This window comes from Undibacterium sp. TC9W, assembly GCF_049339865.1.
Classification (GTDB): Bacteria; Pseudomonadota; Gammaproteobacteria; order Burkholderiales; family Burkholderiaceae_D; genus Undibacterium.
The window spans coordinates 92,958-109,944 of the sequence record NZ_JBMPPJ010000012.1; the positions used below are offsets into that span (position 1 = coordinate 92,958).

12 protein-coding genes are annotated in these 16,987 nt (G+C 51.6%); 4 read left to right on the forward strand and 8 right to left on the reverse strand.

From position 1 onward, the window contains the following. Nucleotides 1-71: 71 nt before the first annotated feature. The 3 genes from ACO0LN_RS17875 to ACO0LN_RS17885 are packed head-to-tail and all read right to left on the reverse strand — an operon-like array spanning nucleotide 72 to nucleotide 2,459. Nucleotides 72-725: a class I SAM-dependent methyltransferase gene (locus ACO0LN_RS17875; RefSeq protein WP_422976070.1), complete on the reverse strand. Its 654-nt coding sequence runs from the start codon at nucleotides 723-725 to the stop codon at nucleotides 72-74. Further along, on the reverse strand, nucleotides 718-1,521 hold the full coding sequence (locus ACO0LN_RS17880; RefSeq protein WP_422976072.1) for an HAD family hydrolase: 804 nt from the start codon (nucleotides 1,519-1,521) through the stop codon (nucleotides 718-720). The genes ACO0LN_RS17875 and ACO0LN_RS17880 overlap by 8 nt, the downstream gene beginning before the upstream one ends. Beyond that, nucleotides 1,518-2,459, reverse strand: coding sequence for a CysB family HTH-type transcriptional regulator (locus ACO0LN_RS17885; protein ID WP_422950529.1), 942 nt, complete (start codon nucleotides 2,457-2,459; stop codon nucleotides 1,518-1,520). Before ACO0LN_RS17885 ends, ACO0LN_RS17880 begins: the two co-directional genes overlap by 4 nt. Nucleotides 2,460-2,651: 192 nt before the next feature. On the opposite strand from ACO0LN_RS17885, the gene ACO0LN_RS17890 reads away from it, so the two are divergent. After that, entirely contained in the window at nucleotides 2,652-4,847 is a 2,196-nt protein-coding gene (locus tag ACO0LN_RS17890; RefSeq protein ID WP_422976074.1) for a patatin-like phospholipase family protein, read from the forward strand. A gap of 5 nt (nucleotides 4,848-4,852) precedes the next feature. On the opposite strand, the gene ACO0LN_RS17895 is transcribed toward ACO0LN_RS17890, so the two are convergent. Further along, nucleotides 4,853-6,010 carry an ABC transporter substrate-binding protein gene (locus ACO0LN_RS17895; RefSeq protein ID WP_422976182.1) on the reverse strand — a complete coding sequence of 386 codons (1,158 nt, stop codon included), beginning with the start codon at nucleotides 6,008-6,010 and terminating at the stop codon, nucleotides 4,853-4,855. A gap of 97 nt (nucleotides 6,011-6,107) precedes the next feature. After that, nucleotides 6,108-7,094, reverse strand: a complete 987-nt coding sequence (locus ACO0LN_RS17900) for a fumarylacetoacetate hydrolase family protein (RefSeq protein WP_422976076.1) — start codon at nucleotides 7,092-7,094, stop codon at nucleotides 6,108-6,110. Nucleotides 7,095-7,281: 187 nt separating this feature from the next. Between ACO0LN_RS17900 and ACO0LN_RS17905 the strand changes: the two genes are divergently transcribed. Next, complete coding sequence (locus ACO0LN_RS17905) at nucleotides 7,282-9,006, forward strand: methyl-accepting chemotaxis protein (RefSeq protein ID WP_422976078.1); 1,725 nt, start codon at nucleotides 7,282-7,284, stop codon at nucleotides 9,004-9,006. Between the two features lie 103 nt (nucleotides 9,007-9,109). Here ACO0LN_RS17905 and ACO0LN_RS17910 read toward each other — a convergent pair whose 3' ends face one another. Next, nucleotides 9,110-10,210, reverse strand: a complete 1,101-nt coding sequence (locus ACO0LN_RS17910) for a hypothetical protein (protein WP_422976080.1) — start codon at nucleotides 10,208-10,210, stop codon at nucleotides 9,110-9,112. A gap of 430 nt (nucleotides 10,211-10,640) precedes the next feature. On the opposite strand from ACO0LN_RS17910, the gene ACO0LN_RS17915 reads away from it, so the two are divergent. Together ACO0LN_RS17915 and ACO0LN_RS17920 are read left to right on the forward strand one after the other, a co-directional pair. After that, a complete protein-coding gene (locus ACO0LN_RS17915; protein WP_422976082.1) occupies nucleotides 10,641-12,473 on the forward strand; it encodes a DUF885 domain-containing protein in 1,833 nt (610 codons plus the stop codon). Between the two features lie 218 nt (nucleotides 12,474-12,691). Next, on the forward strand, nucleotides 12,692-13,576 hold the full coding sequence (locus ACO0LN_RS17920) for an HDOD domain-containing protein (RefSeq protein ID WP_422976084.1): 885 nt from the start codon (nucleotides 12,692-12,694) through the stop codon (nucleotides 13,574-13,576). A 102-nt stretch (nucleotides 13,577-13,678) separates the two neighbouring features. Here the strand turns inward: ACO0LN_RS17920 and ACO0LN_RS17925 are convergent, their stop codons facing one another. Together ACO0LN_RS17925 and prpF are read right to left on the reverse strand one after the other, a co-directional pair. Continuing rightward, nucleotides 13,679-15,568 carry a propionate--CoA ligase gene (locus tag ACO0LN_RS17925; RefSeq protein ID WP_422976086.1) on the reverse strand — a complete coding sequence of 630 codons (1,890 nt, stop codon included), beginning with the start codon at nucleotides 15,566-15,568 and terminating at the stop codon, nucleotides 13,679-13,681. 146 nt (nucleotides 15,569-15,714) lie between these two features. Beyond that, on the reverse strand, nucleotides 15,715-16,899 hold the full coding sequence (gene prpF / locus ACO0LN_RS17930; RefSeq protein ID WP_422976088.1) for a 2-methylaconitate cis-trans isomerase PrpF: 1,185 nt from the start codon (nucleotides 16,897-16,899) through the stop codon (nucleotides 15,715-15,717). Between the last annotated feature and the right edge of the window lie 88 nt (nucleotides 16,900-16,987).

Consider the following 16,987-nt stretch of genomic DNA (forward strand, 5'->3'; position numbering starts at 1 on the left):
ACGACTTGCAATGTATCACGGCAGGCTTTCGAGGGACAATACTAGAAGAGTATGGAACTCAATCCCTATACTTACTTCAATATGCAAGTCAGCATCCAGTAGTAAGTGTTCCTGAAAATGCGGATGTCGCGCACCGCAGGACCAAATTTTTTGCGCAGTGCACTATCAGTAGGGAAATTTTTGAGTATTTCTACCCTGCTGCCATCTTCCTGCTTGCGTAACTGAAACGTATTGCCTTCAAGATCAGTACGGGCAATGACTGTGCTGCTGCCTTCGACATAGTTATTGTCGATTAACACCAGTGTCGTGCCTTTACCGGTCACCTTGCTCAGATGACCCAACAGGCTGGTCTGATCATCACGCATGACATGCGACCAGAAAAATCCGGCGAAGCAAGTTGTGTATTGGTCCGGTGTCGCGGCGGGCAATTCATGCAAATCAGCCAATGCAAATTGCACTTTGCTTTCAGGGTAAGCTTTGGCCTGTGCCACATCCAGCATGGGCTGGTTATAATCAGTCGCCACCACGCTCGCTGCTACGGGGGCAAAGCGCTCAGTCCAATAGCCTGTGCCACAAGCCACTTCCAGCACGCGCTGGTCTTTCAATACATCCAGCACTTTACCCTGGATCTCACGCAAGTCTTGCTGGCGCTCTGGTTTTTGGTAAACCTTTTCCAAGGTCTGGGCACGTTGCGCATAGTATTCGCGCATTTTGTTTTCACTCATTTTTATCTTTCAACAGAAAATCTACCAGCTCTACAAATCCCGCGCCATATTCGGCACGACAGACATAGGCTGGATGGGCCTCAAACCTGTCAAGGTAATTGCGTATGTTTGCCACTCCGACCGAGAGCGGGTAATGGGCAAACATGCTAGCATCATTGGCAGAATCACCAATAAATACATAAGTCTTTTTTGCAGCTTCGTCGCTGACGCCAAATACTTCATGCAACACCCGCTGGCTCATGCTTTGTTTGCTAAACGGCGCAACCGAGGCATGGGCGTGGATGCTGCTGGTAGTCGCATGAAAACCATGTTCACGGATCAGAGCCACGACTTCATTCAATTGTGTCAGCGGTATTGCAGGAATATTTTCAGCAATATCAAATGCCAGGTCACCTATGCGTTGTGCAGCATCTGCAGCAGGCAATACATCCGGGAAATGCTGGCGCATGATGTCAGCAAAATCCAGCAGGCGCTGCCTGTGTTGCAGACGGGTTTGAGCATCGGCATAATACATCGCCTGTTGCCTGCCATCTTTATCCAGCCAGAAAGCGCTCGCGCCATTCTCGGCAATGACTGCATCAAAATCACAAAGCCTTAACAAAGGCAAAGTCCAGTATGTCGGTCGCCCTGTCACGGCGATACGCCGCAAACCTGCGTTTTTTGCCCGCTCAAGTGCGGCAAGCGCAGCCACGGTCAGCTTGCCATGGCTGCTGAAGGTGTCATCAATGTCCGTCAGTATACCGCGCACCTGCCTGCGTTGTTCGGCAGGCCAGCTACTCAGTGCCTGCATGCTCATAAATCGTAAGTATCCTTATTGCCCTGCATGACATTGTCTATCATTTTACGGTTCAGGGTAGGATTCAGTAATTCTATAAAGGTATAAATATAGCTGCGCAAATAAGCACCCTGCTTGATCGCCACACGTGAAATATTCATGCCAAACAATTGGCCGACTGGTATGGCGCGCAAATTCTTGTCACGTTCGGCATCAAATGCCATGCCAGCAATAATGCCAACGCCCATCCCCAGTTCTACATAAGTCTTGATTACGTCTGCATCAATGGCTTCCAGCAGGATATCAGGCTTAAGGCTGCGTATCTGGAAAGCGTGGTCTATCTTGCTACGGCCTGCAAAGGCGGCATCGTAGGTGATCAATGAATAATTGGCAATTTCTTCCAGGCTGATGTTCTTTAATTTAAGCAGAGGATGATCCACCGGCACCACGACTACATGTTCCCATTGATAACAAGGCAGGGATATCAAGCCATCAAAGCCGGCAATGGCCTCAGTTGCTATCGCAATATCTGCCTGGTCACGCATGACCATCTCGGCAATTTGCTTGGGGTTACCCTGCAATAACGATAATCTTACCTTGGGGTATTTTTGCATGAAGGCCTGCACCACCTTGGGCAATGCATAGCGTGCCTGGGTGTGGGTAGTGGCAATGGTAAAGCTGCCACTGTCCTGTGCCGCAAACTCTTTGCCTATGCGTTTAAGCCCATCAATTTCCTGCATGATGAGCTCAACTGACTTCAACACTGCCCTGCCCGGCTCGGTCAGGCCGCGTATGCGCTTGCCATGACGGGTGAAAATATCAACGCCCAACTCCTCTTCAAGCTCAATAATTGCCTTGGAAACACCTGGTTGCGATGTAAATAAGGCCTTGGCAGCCTCAGTCAGATTAAAATTCTGTCTTACAGCTTCGCGTACAAAACGCAATTGATGTAGGTTCATGGGTAGATTTTTTGTAAAGGCGAGGATAATCTCTTATGCAATTAGACCTAGGTTAGCATCGTTTTATATGCATGCGCTAGTATATAGACCCTGAGCCAAGAATTCCATGTTTCCACCAATTACAACATGCACAAACCATTATTAGTAACAGTTTTGAGCCTTTTCGTTTATTTAACGACAGCATCTCTTGCCTTGGCAGAAAGTATTACCGTACCGGGGCCAGAACTTAAAAGACCGAAAATTTGCCTGGCCCTGTCTGGTGGTGGTGCGCGTGGCTTTGCTCATGTTGGCGTGCTGAAGGTACTGGAAGAATTGCATGTCCCCATCGATTGTATTGCCGGCACCAGCATGGGTGCAGTGGTCGGTGGCTTGTATGCAGCGGGTTTTTCTGCCAGCGAAATTGAAAAGCGCCTGGATGCCTTGAAGCTCAACGATATCGCGTTAGACAGGGTAGAAAGACGCTATCTGCCGCAAAGCGTCAGGGAAGAAGATGAGCAATACCCTCTTGGTGCCACTCTGGGCCTGAGCGCCAATGGCGTGCGTCTGCCCGCAGGCGTCGTACAGGCCAGCCAGTTCCTGGAAATTTTGCAGAACTGGACTGCGCACCTGCAACCTGACATCGATTTTGACCGCCTGCCCATCCCTTTTCGCACTGTGGCGACCGATATGGAAACCGGCAAGATGGTGCTTTTTACGAAAGGCCCCCTGCATAAAGCCATACGCGCCAGCATGGCAGCACCTGGCGTATTTGCGCCAGTAGAAATAGATGGCAAATTATTGTCTGATGGCGGCCTGGTCAGGAACCTGCCCGTCGATATCGCCCGGCAAATGGGGGCAGATATAGTCATCGCGGTTAACATAGGCACACCGCTGATGCCACGCGACCAGTTACTCACCCTGTTCAATGTCAGCCAGCAGATGGTGAATATTCTGACTGAGCAAAATGTGGAAGCACAAAAAGCCATGCTGAATTCAAAAGATATTTTGATAGAACCAGGCCTGGGCAATATCACTTTTATGGATTTCGCCAGATCCAAGGAAGCGGTGAAGATAGGTGAAAAAGCCACGCATGAACTGGATGCCCGCTTGCTGACTCTGAGCCTGCCGCCAGACATGTATACCGTCAAGCATGAGATACGTCTGAACCCGCAATTACCGCCGATCAAAATTCAGTTTGTCGATATCAGCACTGACGGTGCCGTGCCTGAGAGTGATATACGCCGTCAGTTGAATATCCGCCCGGGTACAGAATACAAGGCGGAAGAAATCAACCGTAAGCTGGCCATACTGAACAATGCCCGCGAGTTTGACAGCGTCAACCATGAACTGGTAGAGCGGGATGGCGAATATGGCATACGGGTAAATGCCCATGGCCGCAACTGGGGGCCGCATTTCTTGCGTTTTGGCCTGGCCCTGTCCAGCGGTTTTGAAGGAGCTGGCGGCTTCAAGCTGCAAGTCGGTCACCGCCGCCCCTGGCTGACCGATGGCGGGCTGGAATGGCGCAATGATCTCGAATTTGGTAACAGCATCAAATATCACACTGAATTGCGCCAGCCCCTGTTTGAGCGCGAAGGCATGTATCTCGCACCATTTGTAGAGATCGGCCAGAACACCCGCAACCTGTATAGCGGCAATACCCGTATTGCCGAATACAATTTCCGCAGTGACAAACTGGGGCTGGATCTGGGCTTTCGCATAGGAGAACAAAGCACACTCGGCGAGGCCAAACTGGGACTGAATTTCAATCACTACCGCGTGCGCCCGAAGATAGGAGGCTTCCTGCTATTGAATGAAGATGGCAGCACGAAAGTCGAATCTCTGCCCAGCGCAGACTTGCAGCAATTTGGTCTGAAGTCGGCAGTCGTCTTCGACCAGCTCAGCGATGCCAGCTTCCCGCGCTATGGCTACAAGATAGATGCCAGCGCCTTTCTGGGCACCAGCGATACCAGGAAAAACTTCCAGGAAGTGGCGATCAATACGACCTGGGCTAATAGCATAGAAAACCACAGCATCAATCTGAAACTGAATGCGGCAGGTCTGTTCCAGAAAGGCACTGATGTACGCGGTATAGGCTATACCCTGGGCGGCTTCCAGCAATTATCCGCATACCAGCCTGACCAGTTCACGGGGGACTTCATGGTCTATGGCAGCATGACTTATTTGCTGCGTGCGGTGAAGTTTGATCTGGCGGGACAAAGCCTGTTCCTCGGCACGTCACTGGAAGCAGGCAGTGTCTGGAACAGGGGTGAAGATATGTCATTGAAGTCATTACGCAAGAGTGCCAGTCTGTTCGCCGGCTTCAACAGTTTTATCGGCCCTATTTACCTGGGTTTTGCGGTGGGGCAAAGTGGCGCAAAAAATGTTTTCTTCCAGTTGGGCAGGCAATAAATTTTTTAGCCGCCGTAAGCATACACAAATTTGCCACCCTGAATTTTGCCCATGACGCGTGAGCGCTGGTCCAGGCCCACATGGTCGCCAGCATTCATATTGATGACACCTTGAGGCACGACCAGATCCCTGGTGTTTTCCAGCGCAGTACGCAAGGCTTGCCGGAAAGCCTTGCTGCCAGGCTGGCTGGTTTTCAGGGCGGCAGGAATCGCATTCGCCAGCAGCATATACGCTCCCCAGGCATCACCAGCAAACTGCGTTGTCGTGCCCGCACCATAAGCAGCTTCATACTTGCGCACAAACTCGGTAGAGATTTTTTTGACTGCATGCTTTTCCGGCAATTGCAATGCCACCACTGCTGGCCCGGTCGGGAATAAAGTGCCTTCCACATCCTTGCCGCCGAGCTTTAAAAACTCCTGGCTGGCGATGCCATGGGTCTGGTAAATCTGCGCTTTATAGCCACGTTCTATCAGCGTCTTTTGTGGCAAGACTGCGGGTGTACCAGAACCGGCGATCAGTACTGCATCTGGCTTGGCAGCCATCATTTTCAAGACCTGCCCTGTGACACTGGTATCGGTGCGGGCAAAACGTTCATTCGCAACGATCTTGATATGGCGCAGCTCAGCCAGCTTAGAAAACTCACGCCACCAGCCTTCACCATACGCGTCAGCAAAGCCAATGAAGGCCACGGTCTTCACGCCGTGATCAGCCATGTGTTGTGTCAGTATGGTGGTCATATGAGTATCATTCTGCGGCATCTTGAAAGCCCAGGCACGCCTGGCATCCATGGGTTCGACGATACTGGCAGATGCGGCCAGGGTGATCATCGGCGTTTCATTCTCTGCCACCGTTTCCAGCATTGCCAGCGCGCTCGGCGTGGTATTGGGGCCGACGATGACATCGACCTTTTCTTCGGTGATCAGTTTGCGCGCATTCTTGACGGCATTGCCGGGGTCGCTGGCATCATCAAGCAAGATGTACTCAATTTTTTTGCCTGCAATTTCTTTGGGCCACAGCATGATGGCATTTTTGGATGAGGCACCGATGGCCGCTGCCGGCCCGGTGGTAGATAAATTGATACCCACCCTGATCTGCGCCTGCGCCACGACACTACCCAAGCTCAAAGCTGCGACGACTGCACCACGCAGGGAATAAGAAAAGATCAGGGACATGCGGTGACTCCAAAAAAATAGACGATGAAAGCAGCTAATAAAATCAGGCAGCAAAAGCTAGCAACAAAAACAGGTAAAAAATGGCAACTTAAAGATGAGACTCAACTACGCTTTGATCAATCGCCCCAAAAATGGATTTGCCGTTTTTATCCAGCATTTCTATCTTGATGCTGTCACCAAATTTCATATACGGTGTGACTGGTTCACCCAGCGCTATCATCTCCAGTGCGCGTTTCTCAGCGATGCAGCTATAACCCTTGCTGGCATCCTTGTTTGATACCGTGCCGGAGCCAATGATAGTGCCCGCCTTGGCATTTCTGGTTTTGCACAGATGCGTGATCAGTTGTGGGAAAGAGAACACCATATCGACACCCGCATTGGGCTGCCCTACGAGCATGCCGTTCATGCTGGAACGCAGGGGCAGATGAACTTTGCCTTCCTTCCAGAATTCCCCGAGTTCATCCGGCGTGACCGCCACCGGTGAAAAACTCGATGCAGGTTTGGACTGGAAGAAACCAAAGCCTTTTGCCAGCTCAGCCGGGATCAGGTTACGCAGGGATACATCATTTACCAGCATGAGCAATAGTATGTGGTCGCGTGCGTGCTGCACCTTGACACCCATGGGTACATCGCCGGTCACAACGGCGATTTCACTTTCAAAGTCTATGCCCCATTCTTCCGACGTCATGACGATATCATCGCAAGGGCCGATGAAGTCATCGCTGCCGCCCTGATACATCAAAGGGTCATGCCAGAAGCTGTCTGGCATCTCGGCGCTCCTGGCCTTGCGTACCAGTTCCACGTGATTGACATAGGATGAACCGTCCGCCCATTGAAATGCGCGTGGCAGAGGTGACATACACTTTTTTGCTTCAAACTCAAAACTATAGGCTACCCTGCCAGAATTCAGGCGGTTATACAGCTCTTCGAGCTGGGGCTGGATAAAATTCCAGTCATCCAGGGCACGCTGCAAGGTCGGGGCGATGCCGTCAGCAATAGCTGCTGTCTTCAAGTCACGGGAAACAACCAGTAATTGCCCGTCCCGGGAACCATCCTTCAGTGTTGCAAGCTTCATAATTCCTCTGTTTTGATCAAGTATTCTGCGATTTTACCCGAAGGGTTTGATGAAATTGTCAGGAAACTGACAGGTGCCGCGACTAATGACCAATTTACTTAGCAGAACAGCGCAATTTTAGGTATGCTAAAACCTCAAACTGCCGTTGCCTGCCCCCTCAAAACTGATCTGCACAGGAATAATTACCATGAACTTCAGTAATTTAAAAATCAGGGTACGTCTCAGCTTTGGCTTCGGCCTGACCTTGTTGACCATGCTGCTCATGGTCGTCATCAGCGTGGTGAGGCTCAATGAGATCGCGGACCGGAACAAGGAAATACTCGAAGATGATGCCGTCGGCGTCATCAGCGCCCTGGAAATTTCTGCCCTGATACAGGAAAACGGCAGCCGTACACTGGAGTTGTTCATTACATCAGACCAGAAAGCCCGCACGGCACAGTATGCTTCTATTGATGCAAACAAGAAAAAAATCAATGCCCTGCTTGAGATTTCCAAGAAACTGGCGATACCTCAGAAGGAAAAAGACGCTGTAGAAAAACTCATCGCCTCCAATGCTGCATTCGTCGCGGCTTTCAGCAAGACTGGCGACCTGATAGAGCTGGATCAAAAGGATGAAGCCACCGCCATGATGGGAAAATCCACCTTCCCTGCGCTGAAACAATCCCTGATTGATATACAGAATCTGAGCGCCATACAAAGAAATGATATGGAAACTAATGGTGAGGCGATCAAAAGCATCATCATGTTTTCGCGTAACCTCATGATAGTGCTGGGTATTATTGCCTTCGTCATCAGTGCTGCATTTGCAGCCTGGATCTCGCGTTCAATTACCATTCCACTGGATGAGGCCGTTCAGGTTGCCACCAAGGTCGCCAATGGCGACCTGACTGGTCGCATAGAAGTACGCTCAAGGGATGAAACCGGTCAGTTGCTGAGTGCACTGGCAGATATGAATAACAGTCTGGTCATGACCATCAGCCAGGTGCACAACAGCACGGAGATGATCTCGACTGCATCCAGTGAAATCGCTTCTGGTAATGCCGACCTTTCAAGCAGGACGGAGTCGCAGGCCAGCTCCCTCGAAGAAACCGCGTCTTCCATGGAAGAACTGACATCTACCGTCAAGCAAAATGCTGATAATGCCCGTCAGGCCAATCAACTGGCAATCTCGGCGACTGAAGTTGCTACCAAGGGCGGCAATATCGTTGGTCAGGTTGTTAATACCATGGGCTCCATCAAGGACAGCTCGGGCAAGATCGTTGATATCATCGGCGTCATTGACGGTATTGCCTTTCAGACCAATATCCTGGCTTTGAATGCCGCAGTCGAAGCTGCCCGTGCTGGCGAACAAGGCCGGGGGTTTGCCGTGGTAGCCGCCGAAGTCAGGAACCTGGCGCAACGCAGCGCCAGCGCCGCCAAGGAAATCAAGACCCTGATTGATGACTCTGTAGAGAAAGTCAATCTCGGTAACAAGCTCGTCGATGAAGCTGGCCTGACCATGGATGAAATCGTCACTTCCATCAAGCATGTGGCTGACATCATGAGTGAGATCACTGCCGCCAGTCAGGAACAGAGTGCAGGTATAGAACAAGTCAATCTGGCCATCACGCAGATGGATGAAATGACGCAGCAAAACTCTGCCCTGGTCGAACAGGCTGCCGCGGCCGCCGAGAGCATGCAAGAGCAGGCTGGCGCACTGGCCCAGGCTGTCAGCGTCTTCAAGCTTGATGCAGTCGTGAAAAAACCAACTGTTTCCGCAGCAAACAAAGCTGTCAGTCAAGCCCCAAGAGCTACGACAGCACCGTTAAAAATAAGCAAGGCACCGGCAAAAGCAGCAACGAAACCAGCGATGAAAACATCCAGCATGGAAAAACCGACTGCTGCGACAAATAATGACTGGGAAGAGTTCTAAGTTTTAGATAAAAATAGATGACCTCACACAAAAACAGCTCCACACGGGGAGCTGTTTTTGCAGGTGCTGACATCTGTGCTAAAAGATAGCCAGCTCAGGTCATCTATACCGACAAATCCACTTGCTGCAAACTATGCGCCTTGCCGTCTTCACTTAACCATATGCCGGAAGAACGTAACTGTCCGTTTGACTGATTTTGCGCATTCTTCAAATCGAATTCAGTGCTGGCATTGCCAAGATACAGTGCACCAACATTCGCCTGTTTCAAGGTTTGCAATTGATCATGACCTGCACCATCCTTGGTCCATACTTTGAGTTTTTGGTATATCGCATCGTTTTCATCTATCCAGTGATTGCCATCACTGTCATAGGCTCCCAGTTCAGAAAAGCCATTACCTGTGCCCGGACCAAACAATTCACTGCCATTATTGATCTTGCCATCATTGTTCTTGTCGAGCGCCAGAAAACCCGCACCCTGAACGAAAGAGATACTGTCTTTCTTGCCGTCGGCATCCAGATCAAAAGCAAATTTTTGCGATGTCAGTTGGGCAGAATTACCAGAGAAATTAATAACCAGAGGATCGACTTTTTTGGCATCGCCAAGGCGAACACTGCTGCTACTTTCTTCATGGTAGCTGCGGTTTAATTCAAACGACAGATCAAAGCTGATTTCCTTATTATCAGCGGTCACTATTTTTCCGGTCGAATGGAAAGAAGTCTGTTCAGTCTCGGTATAGGATTGATGCGTGTCTATCTCAACACCCCAGCCTTTTTGCGCTGGCTGGGCATTTTGTGCTGCGTCAGCAGGCGCCTGGGATGCTGGTGCTGCCGGCGCACTGGTACCCGCCTGTATATCTGCACTGCTCAGGGTGTTGATCTGTTTGCCAGTCATGAGTTCTATGATGTACCTGATCAGGCGTATGCGCGGGTCATTGTCAGCCTCATCGCTGGCTTGCTGGACGGCGTCAGTCTGTGCAGCCGCATTGTCGGCTGGCACTGCTGGCGCAAGCTGAGCGGCCCTGGCAGCGTCTGAAATTTGCACATTGCTTGACGCGTTTCTCAAGTTCGCCGGGAGACTGGCATTCCTGCCTTCAAAATCAGGGCGTTCCTTGCCTATCCAGGCGCGCAGTTTTTCCTGCGTTTCCAGCGTTGTAGTGGCAGTATGTTGTGAAGAAAAGGAAATATCCGAGGAAGCAATTTTCATGATGTGCTCCAGCCATGAGCTGATGATGAAGTAAACCTGGAACACATACCGGGGGCTTATATTTTTACATACAACAGCTCCCCTCGCACTCCTGCGCTCAACACACAGGACACGACCACGCGAAGCTTGTCAGCCCGATATACCTTCCATCCGCACGCACTTCAGTATTGCTCACTCGTCAAATGGAATATGCGTGATCTAACTGGATAACGGTCAAAGTTCAAAAAGCTTTATGACAAAGAGGCAGACAAGCCCATTTTTTTTCAGCCAGCTTTAGTGGCAAGGGAACTGCCAATATCAAACCAGGTCTTAGCAAGGTCTGAGCAGGGCTATGGCAAGGCCATAGCAAGTTCAGAACAAGCTCATAACAAGTCTGCGTACACACAGTGGTATGCTTGCAAACTATTTTTATCTTCTCCGGAAAATTCTTATGCTCAAGTTGCGTTTACTATCCAGTGTCCTTATTTCTGTCGGTGTCCTAAGTTGCGTCAACGCGCTGGCTGCAAATGACAAAGGCAACGCAACTAGCAAGCAGGCGGCAGTCGCGCAAGCCGGGCAGCAGCAAGGGCAGCAACTGAACAAGCTGGCTGACGAATACTATGAAAAACAAACCGCTTTCGACCCCATAGGTGCCACTTATAATGGCGACACCCGCTATGACGACAGGCTGCCAATGACACTGTCAGCACCTGTCAGGGCGAGGCAGATTGCCGTATTGAAGGATGTTTCCAGCAGACTGGCGCGCATACAGCGCGAACAATTATCAGCAAGCGATGCCGTCACCTATGACTGCCTGGACTATGAACTCAAGGCCAGCCTGGAAATGTCCAAATTTGACGGGCATCTGCTACCGGTCAATCAGATGGACAGTCTGCCCGTGACCCTGGCCCACTTCGCCTCCGGCCAGAGCGCACAACCCCTGAAGAAGGTCAAACAATACGAAATCTTCTTGCGTCGCCTGGCGCAATTGCCGGTGTGGATAAACCAGGCCACAGCTAATATGCGTGAAGGCATGAAACGCGGCATCGTCCTGCCCAAGGCCCTGGTTAATTCTGCCCTGCCCCAGTTTGCGCAACTGGTGACAGACAAAGTGGAAGATCATGCCTACTTTGCCCCTGTCAAAAACTTCCCCGAAGGTTTTAGTGAAGCAGACAAGCAACGCCTGAGCAAAGAATACAAGCAGGTATTAACCGCAAAAGTCTTGCCCGCCTTGCGTCAGTTTAGTCAATTCCTGTCTCAGGATTATCTGGCCGCCAGCCGCAGCAGCAGTGGTTTTGGCGCATTGCCAGGTGGAGACGCCTGGTACCGCGCCCTGGTACGCGACCAGACCACGACTACCCTGGCCCCTGAAACCATACATGCGATAGGCTTGAAGGAAGTTGCGCGCATACAAAGCGAATTTGTCGCCCTGGGCCCAAAACTGGGTTATAGCGGCGACCCGGTGGGCCTGCCAGCCTGGATAGATACGCAAAACCAGTATCGCCCTTATAAAACAGAGGCCGAGGTGCTGGACGGCTATCGTCAGATAGAAAAAATGGTCAAGGCCAAACTGCCAGAACTATTCAACAAAATGCCAAAGGCTGCGCTGGATATCCGGGCCGAACCTGAAATCAGCCGCCAGACCGCATCTGACCATTACACCCAGCCAGCCTTTGATGGTTCACGCCCCGGTGTATTCTGGGCCGTCATCAATAATCCGGCAGACTACAGCACGACAGGCATGAAAACCCTGTACCTGCACGAAGGCCAGCCAGGACATCATTTCCATTTGGCAACATCACAGGAACTGGACATACCCAAGTTCCGTAAATTCGGCGGCAATAATGCTTATACCGAGGGCTGGGCCTTGTATGCCGAGACCCTGGGCAAGGAAATGGGCTTGTTTGAAAATGACCCAAGTGCCTATCTCGGCCACCTGACAGATGAACTCTTGCGCGCCACCCGCCTGGTCGTCGATACCGGCTTGCATTCAAAAGGCTGGACACGCGAACAAGCCATTCAGTACCAGCAAACGACTCTGGGCTATAGCGAAGCTGCCTCACGCCAGGCAACCGAGCGTTACATGGCCTGGCCGGGCCAGGCTCTGGGCTACAAGATAGGTTCACTTAAAATCGTCGAACTCCGGCAAAAAGCCAGTGCTGCACTGGGCAAGCGCTTTCATCTGCGTCAGTTCCATGATGTGATACTCAGCGATGGCACCCTGCCACTGGCCTTGCTGGAAGCAAAAGTCAACAAGTGGATAGACAGCCAAAAGACAAATTGAGCAAGTTTGGATTTATTTTCTATCGCTTGATTGACCTGCCACTGTATCTGAAGCAGAATGAAATATAAGACTCATTCTGCAAACTCATTTTTGTAAACATAAGCAGTAAATCGAATACAGCACCGGGCTTGTTAATCAACAAACAATCCCGGTGCTGACTGGCCGGGTGTAGCCTGCACCTGTCATATGTTTGTTTAACTTGTGCAAAAGACATAGCGATGAATAAAATCGATGCGCTCAACAGCATAGCTGAACAAGCCAAACGGGGAGAGCTGGTTTTCCCGACGAATGTGGCGGCTTCCATTAAATTGCAGCAGACCCTGGATGACCCGGATTGCAGTATTGATACGGCAACCAAACTGGTCTTGAACGAACCCTTCCTGGCGGCCCGCATGGTCGCCATTGCCAATTCTGCCGCCTACAATCGCGGCAATGATGTCACCAATGTCAAGGCGGCCATCAGCCGTCTGGGCTTACGCACCCTGCGTGCGGTGGTTGCTTCGCTGGTGGTGCGACAACTCGCTGGCACCAGCAAGAACAAACAATTGCAGGCCATGACGAATAAGCTGTGGGAGCATACGGCCCAGGTAGCAGCGCTGTCACGCGTCATTGCCAGGCGCATCACCAAGCTGGATCCGGACACAGCGATGTTTGCCGGTATCGTGCATGAAGTGGGAAATTTTTACCTGCTGTCCCGCGTCGATGAGTACCCTTCTCTCATAGAAAGAGATGAACCTGCACCTGATTCCAGTCCTGATGACCTGCCCTCTTTCCTCGACACAATCATAGACCGCGAATCATCCGAGTCACAGATAGGTGCCGCCGTGATCAAAAGCCTCATGCTGCCGCAGCAAGTGGTAGAAGCAGTTGAGGCCCTGTGGTTCGGGCTGCGCGCCATGCCGCCAGAAACCCTGGGGGATACGCTGTTACTGGCGAACGAACTGGCAACCACGCATTCACCCATGGATATCCATTCCTATGCCGAGGTGTCTGAACAGTATTCTTCAGAAATTGACTTTGTCGTCGGTGATGGTACGCTGAACAGCATACTGGAAGAGTCAGAAGAAGAAGTCCAAACCCTGGCTGCTGCGCTGCAACTCTGAGTTTTCTTAATTCTGCATGCAACAAAACCAAGGGAGCATATGCTCCCTTGGTTTTTTCAAAGCACAGTTTTCAATACGTGGCTTTCAAACGATCAGGCCTTTTCAGGCCTTCAGGGCCGCCTGAATTTGCTGCAAGGAAGACGGGTCTTCGATAGTCGTCAAATCCCCAGCCGCGCGCCCTTCACAGATCGCCTGTATGGAGCGGCGTAGCAATTTACCGGAACGGGTTTTCGGCAACATGCTGACAAAATGCACGCGTGATGGCCTGGCGACTGCCCCTAGCTGCTTGTCAACCACACTCATGACCTCTGCCTCCAGTGCTCTCTTTTGCTCCGGCGTTTCTGCCAGTTCAGGGTTTTTGAGTATGGCAAACGCGACTGCCACCTGGCCTTTGAGCTTATCTTCAACACCCACCACCGCCACTTCAGAAATTTGCGGATGGCTGGAAATGCTTTCTTCTATCTCACGCGTACCCAGGCGATGTCCGGCAACATTGATGACATCATCAGTACGACCCAAAATGAAATAATAGCCATCAGCATCCCTGATGCCCCAGTCAAAGGTAGAATACAACTGCTCATGGGAGAAATTGGACCAGTAAGTATTCACGAAACGCTGGTCGTCGCCATACACGGTTTGCATGCAACCTGGTGGCAACGGGCCTTTGATGGCAACCACGCCTTTTTCATTTGCCGCGCACTCAGCACCGGTGTTTTCATTGATGATGCGCACATCGTAGCCATACATGGCTACACCCGGACTACCAAGGCGAGTGGCAGTCTGCTCAACGCCACGGGCAACCGACAGGATGGGCCAGCCCGTCTCGGTTTGCCAGTAATTGTCGATAATAGGGACGCCAAGCTCGCTTGCTATCCAGCTTGACGTAGTTTCATCGAGCGGCTCACCCGCCAGGTAAAGGGCTTTGAGCGAGGACAAATCATATTTGCGCATCAGCTCGGGCGGATGCTTTTTCAAGACACGTACGGCAGTCGGTGCAGAGAACATGCGCGTGACCTTGTATTTCTCGACTATGCTCCACCAGATTCCCGCATCAGGGCGTATCGGTGTGCCTTCATACATGATGGTCGCCATGCCAGCGATCAGCGGGCCATAGACAATGTAAGAGTGACCCACCACCCAACCTATGTCGGAAGTCGCAAAATAAGTTTCTCCCGGCTTGCCACAGAAAATATGCTTCATCGATGAAGCCAGTGCCACGGCATAACCACCGACATCACGCTGCACACCTTTGGGTTTGCCTGTCGTGCCTGAGGTATACAAGACATAGGACATGGCATTCGATTCCAGCCAGGTCACAGGCACCTGTGCATCCAGATGCTGCGCTCTTGCTGTCGCATAATCAACATCCCGCCCTGCCACCAGTTGCATGGCATCGAGGCCGCGATCTATCAGCAAGACGTGGGCGGGTTTGTGCTCAGCAAGTGCGATGGCTTCATCCAGCAAGGGTTTGTAGGGCACAGCCTTGCCACCACGCATGCCTGCATCGGCTGACACTACTAGCACAGGCTTGGCATCATCAATACGCGTGCCCAGGCTCTTGGAAGCAAAGCCACCAAATACCACAGAATGCACCGCACCTATGCGCGCGCAGGCGAGCATCGCAAATGCCGCCTCAGCGATCATGGGCATATAGATCAAGACCCTGTCGCCCTGCTTGACACCCAGCCCAAGCATGATGGCCGCCATGCGCTGCACTTCTGCATGTAGTTCGGCAAAACTATAAGTTTTTTCGGTATTGGTTTCGGTAGAAACGGCAATCAGTGCAGGCTGGTCTGCCTGGGTGGCCAACCAGCGATCAACTGCGTTATGGCAGAGATTGGTTTCACCACCGACATACCATTTCGCAAATGGCGACTTGCTATGGTCGAGTACCTGATCATAAGGCTTGTGCCAGTCTATCAACTGCGCTTCTTTGGCCCAGAACCCTTGCGGGTCTTGTATAGATTCCTGATAAAACGCTGCGTAGGTCATGCTGTCTCCTTCAATATCACAAAATGTTCTTAACATTCGCATCGGCCCTGAGCATTAATTATTATTGTTGGACAGTGGCGCTGGCACGTGTTGAGGCCTGCACTTTCACGTGCATAAAACTACTTCGTTTCAAATCCAAAATTTTGTCAGTCTGAGGGTACGCGTACCCAACCTTCCATCAGCACGCGCGCACTGCGGCTCATGATGGCCTTGGTGACACTCCAGTCGCCATTGCCTTGCGTCGCTTCTGCGCCCACTCTCAAAGTGCCGGATGGGTGACCAAAACGCACCGCAGTGCGCGCACCGCCACCAGCCGCCAGGTTCACCAGCGTGCCCGGAATTGCCGCCGCAGTGCCGATAGCCACGGCTGCAGTACCCATCATCGCATGATGCAGCTTGCCCATGGACAGGGCGCGCACCAGCAAATCGATATCCGCTGTCTGGACTTGCTTGCCGCTGGATGAGGTGTAGTCAGCAGCCTTGGCAACAAAAGCTACCTTGGGGGTATGCTGACGTTGTGCAGCTTCAGAGATATCCTTGATCAGGCCCATGCGTAACGCGCCGTGGGCGCGTATGGTTTCAAACATGGCCAGCGCCTTAACATCACTGTTGATGGCGTCCTGCAATTCTGTACCGGTATAGCCTATCGCTTCTGCATTGATGAAGATGGTGGGAATACCGGCATTGATCATGGTTGCCTTGAGCGTACCCACGCCAGGCACTTCCAGATCATCGACCAGATTACCTGTCGGGAACATGGAGCCACCTGCGCCCTCTTCATCGGCTGCCGGGTCCATGAATTCAAGCTGGACTTCTGCCGCCGGAAAGGTCACTCCATCGAGCTCAAAATCGCCAGTCTCCTGTACTGCACCATCAGTCATCGGTACGTGGGCAATAATAGTCTTGCTAATATTTGCCTGCCAGACACGGATGGTGGCGATACCATTTTGTGGAATACGTTCAGCATCAACCAGGCCAGCGCTGATGGCAAAGGCACCGACTGCAGCAGACAGGTTGCCGCAATTGCCGCTCCAATCAACAAAGGCCTTGTCTATCGCCACCTGACCAAACAGGTAATCAACATCATGATCAGGCTTGCAACTTTTTGAGAGGATGACAGTCTTGCTGGTACTGGAAGTTGCGCCACCCATACCATCGATCTGCTTACCATAAGGGTCGGGGCTACCTATCACGCGCAACAACAATGCATCGCGTGCTGCACCTGGCTGCTGGGCAGCCTCAGGCAAATCCTGCAGGCGGAAAAACACACCCTTGCTGGTACCGCCGCGCATATACGTCGCCGGGATTTTGATCTGTGGAAGATGGGCCATTGTCTTTAACTCTTTAAAATTTGATTCAGAGGCAGCGCCCCTCAATCAAGAGGTGCGCTTGCAAGCAGTGTCAGTAAAACAGTGCCAG

What these genes read in the sequence shown, in the direction of transcription:
- prpF (WP_422976088.1), bottom strand. Translation starts at nt 16,899, where the DNA reads ATGGCCCATCTTCCACAGATCAAAATCCCGGCGACGTATATGCGCGGC.
- ACO0LN_RS17910 (WP_422976080.1), bottom strand. Translation starts at nt 10,210, where the DNA reads ATGAAAATTGCTTCCTCGGATATTTCCTTTTCTTCACAACATACTGCC.
- ACO0LN_RS17875 (WP_422976070.1), bottom strand. Translation starts at nt 725, where the DNA reads ATGAGTGAAAACAAAATGCGCGAATACTATGCGCAACGTGCCCAGACC.
- ACO0LN_RS17920 (WP_422976084.1), top strand. Translation starts at nt 12,692, where the DNA reads ATGAATAAAATCGATGCGCTCAACAGCATAGCTGAACAAGCCAAACGG.
- ACO0LN_RS17885 (WP_422950529.1), bottom strand. Translation starts at nt 2,459, where the DNA reads ATGAACCTACATCAATTGCGTTTTGTACGCGAAGCTGTAAGACAGAAT.
- ACO0LN_RS17925 (WP_422976086.1), bottom strand. Translation starts at nt 15,568, where the DNA reads ATGACCTACGCAGCGTTTTATCAGGAATCTATACAAGACCCGCAAGGG.
- ACO0LN_RS17915 (WP_422976082.1), top strand. Translation starts at nt 10,641, where the DNA reads ATGCTCAAGTTGCGTTTACTATCCAGTGTCCTTATTTCTGTCGGTGTC.
- ACO0LN_RS17900 (WP_422976076.1), bottom strand. Translation starts at nt 7,094, where the DNA reads ATGAAGCTTGCAACACTGAAGGATGGTTCCCGGGACGGGCAATTACTG.
- ACO0LN_RS17880 (WP_422976072.1), bottom strand. Translation starts at nt 1,521, where the DNA reads ATGAGCATGCAGGCACTGAGTAGCTGGCCTGCCGAACAACGCAGGCAG.
- ACO0LN_RS17905 (WP_422976078.1), top strand. Translation starts at nt 7,282, where the DNA reads ATGAACTTCAGTAATTTAAAAATCAGGGTACGTCTCAGCTTTGGCTTC.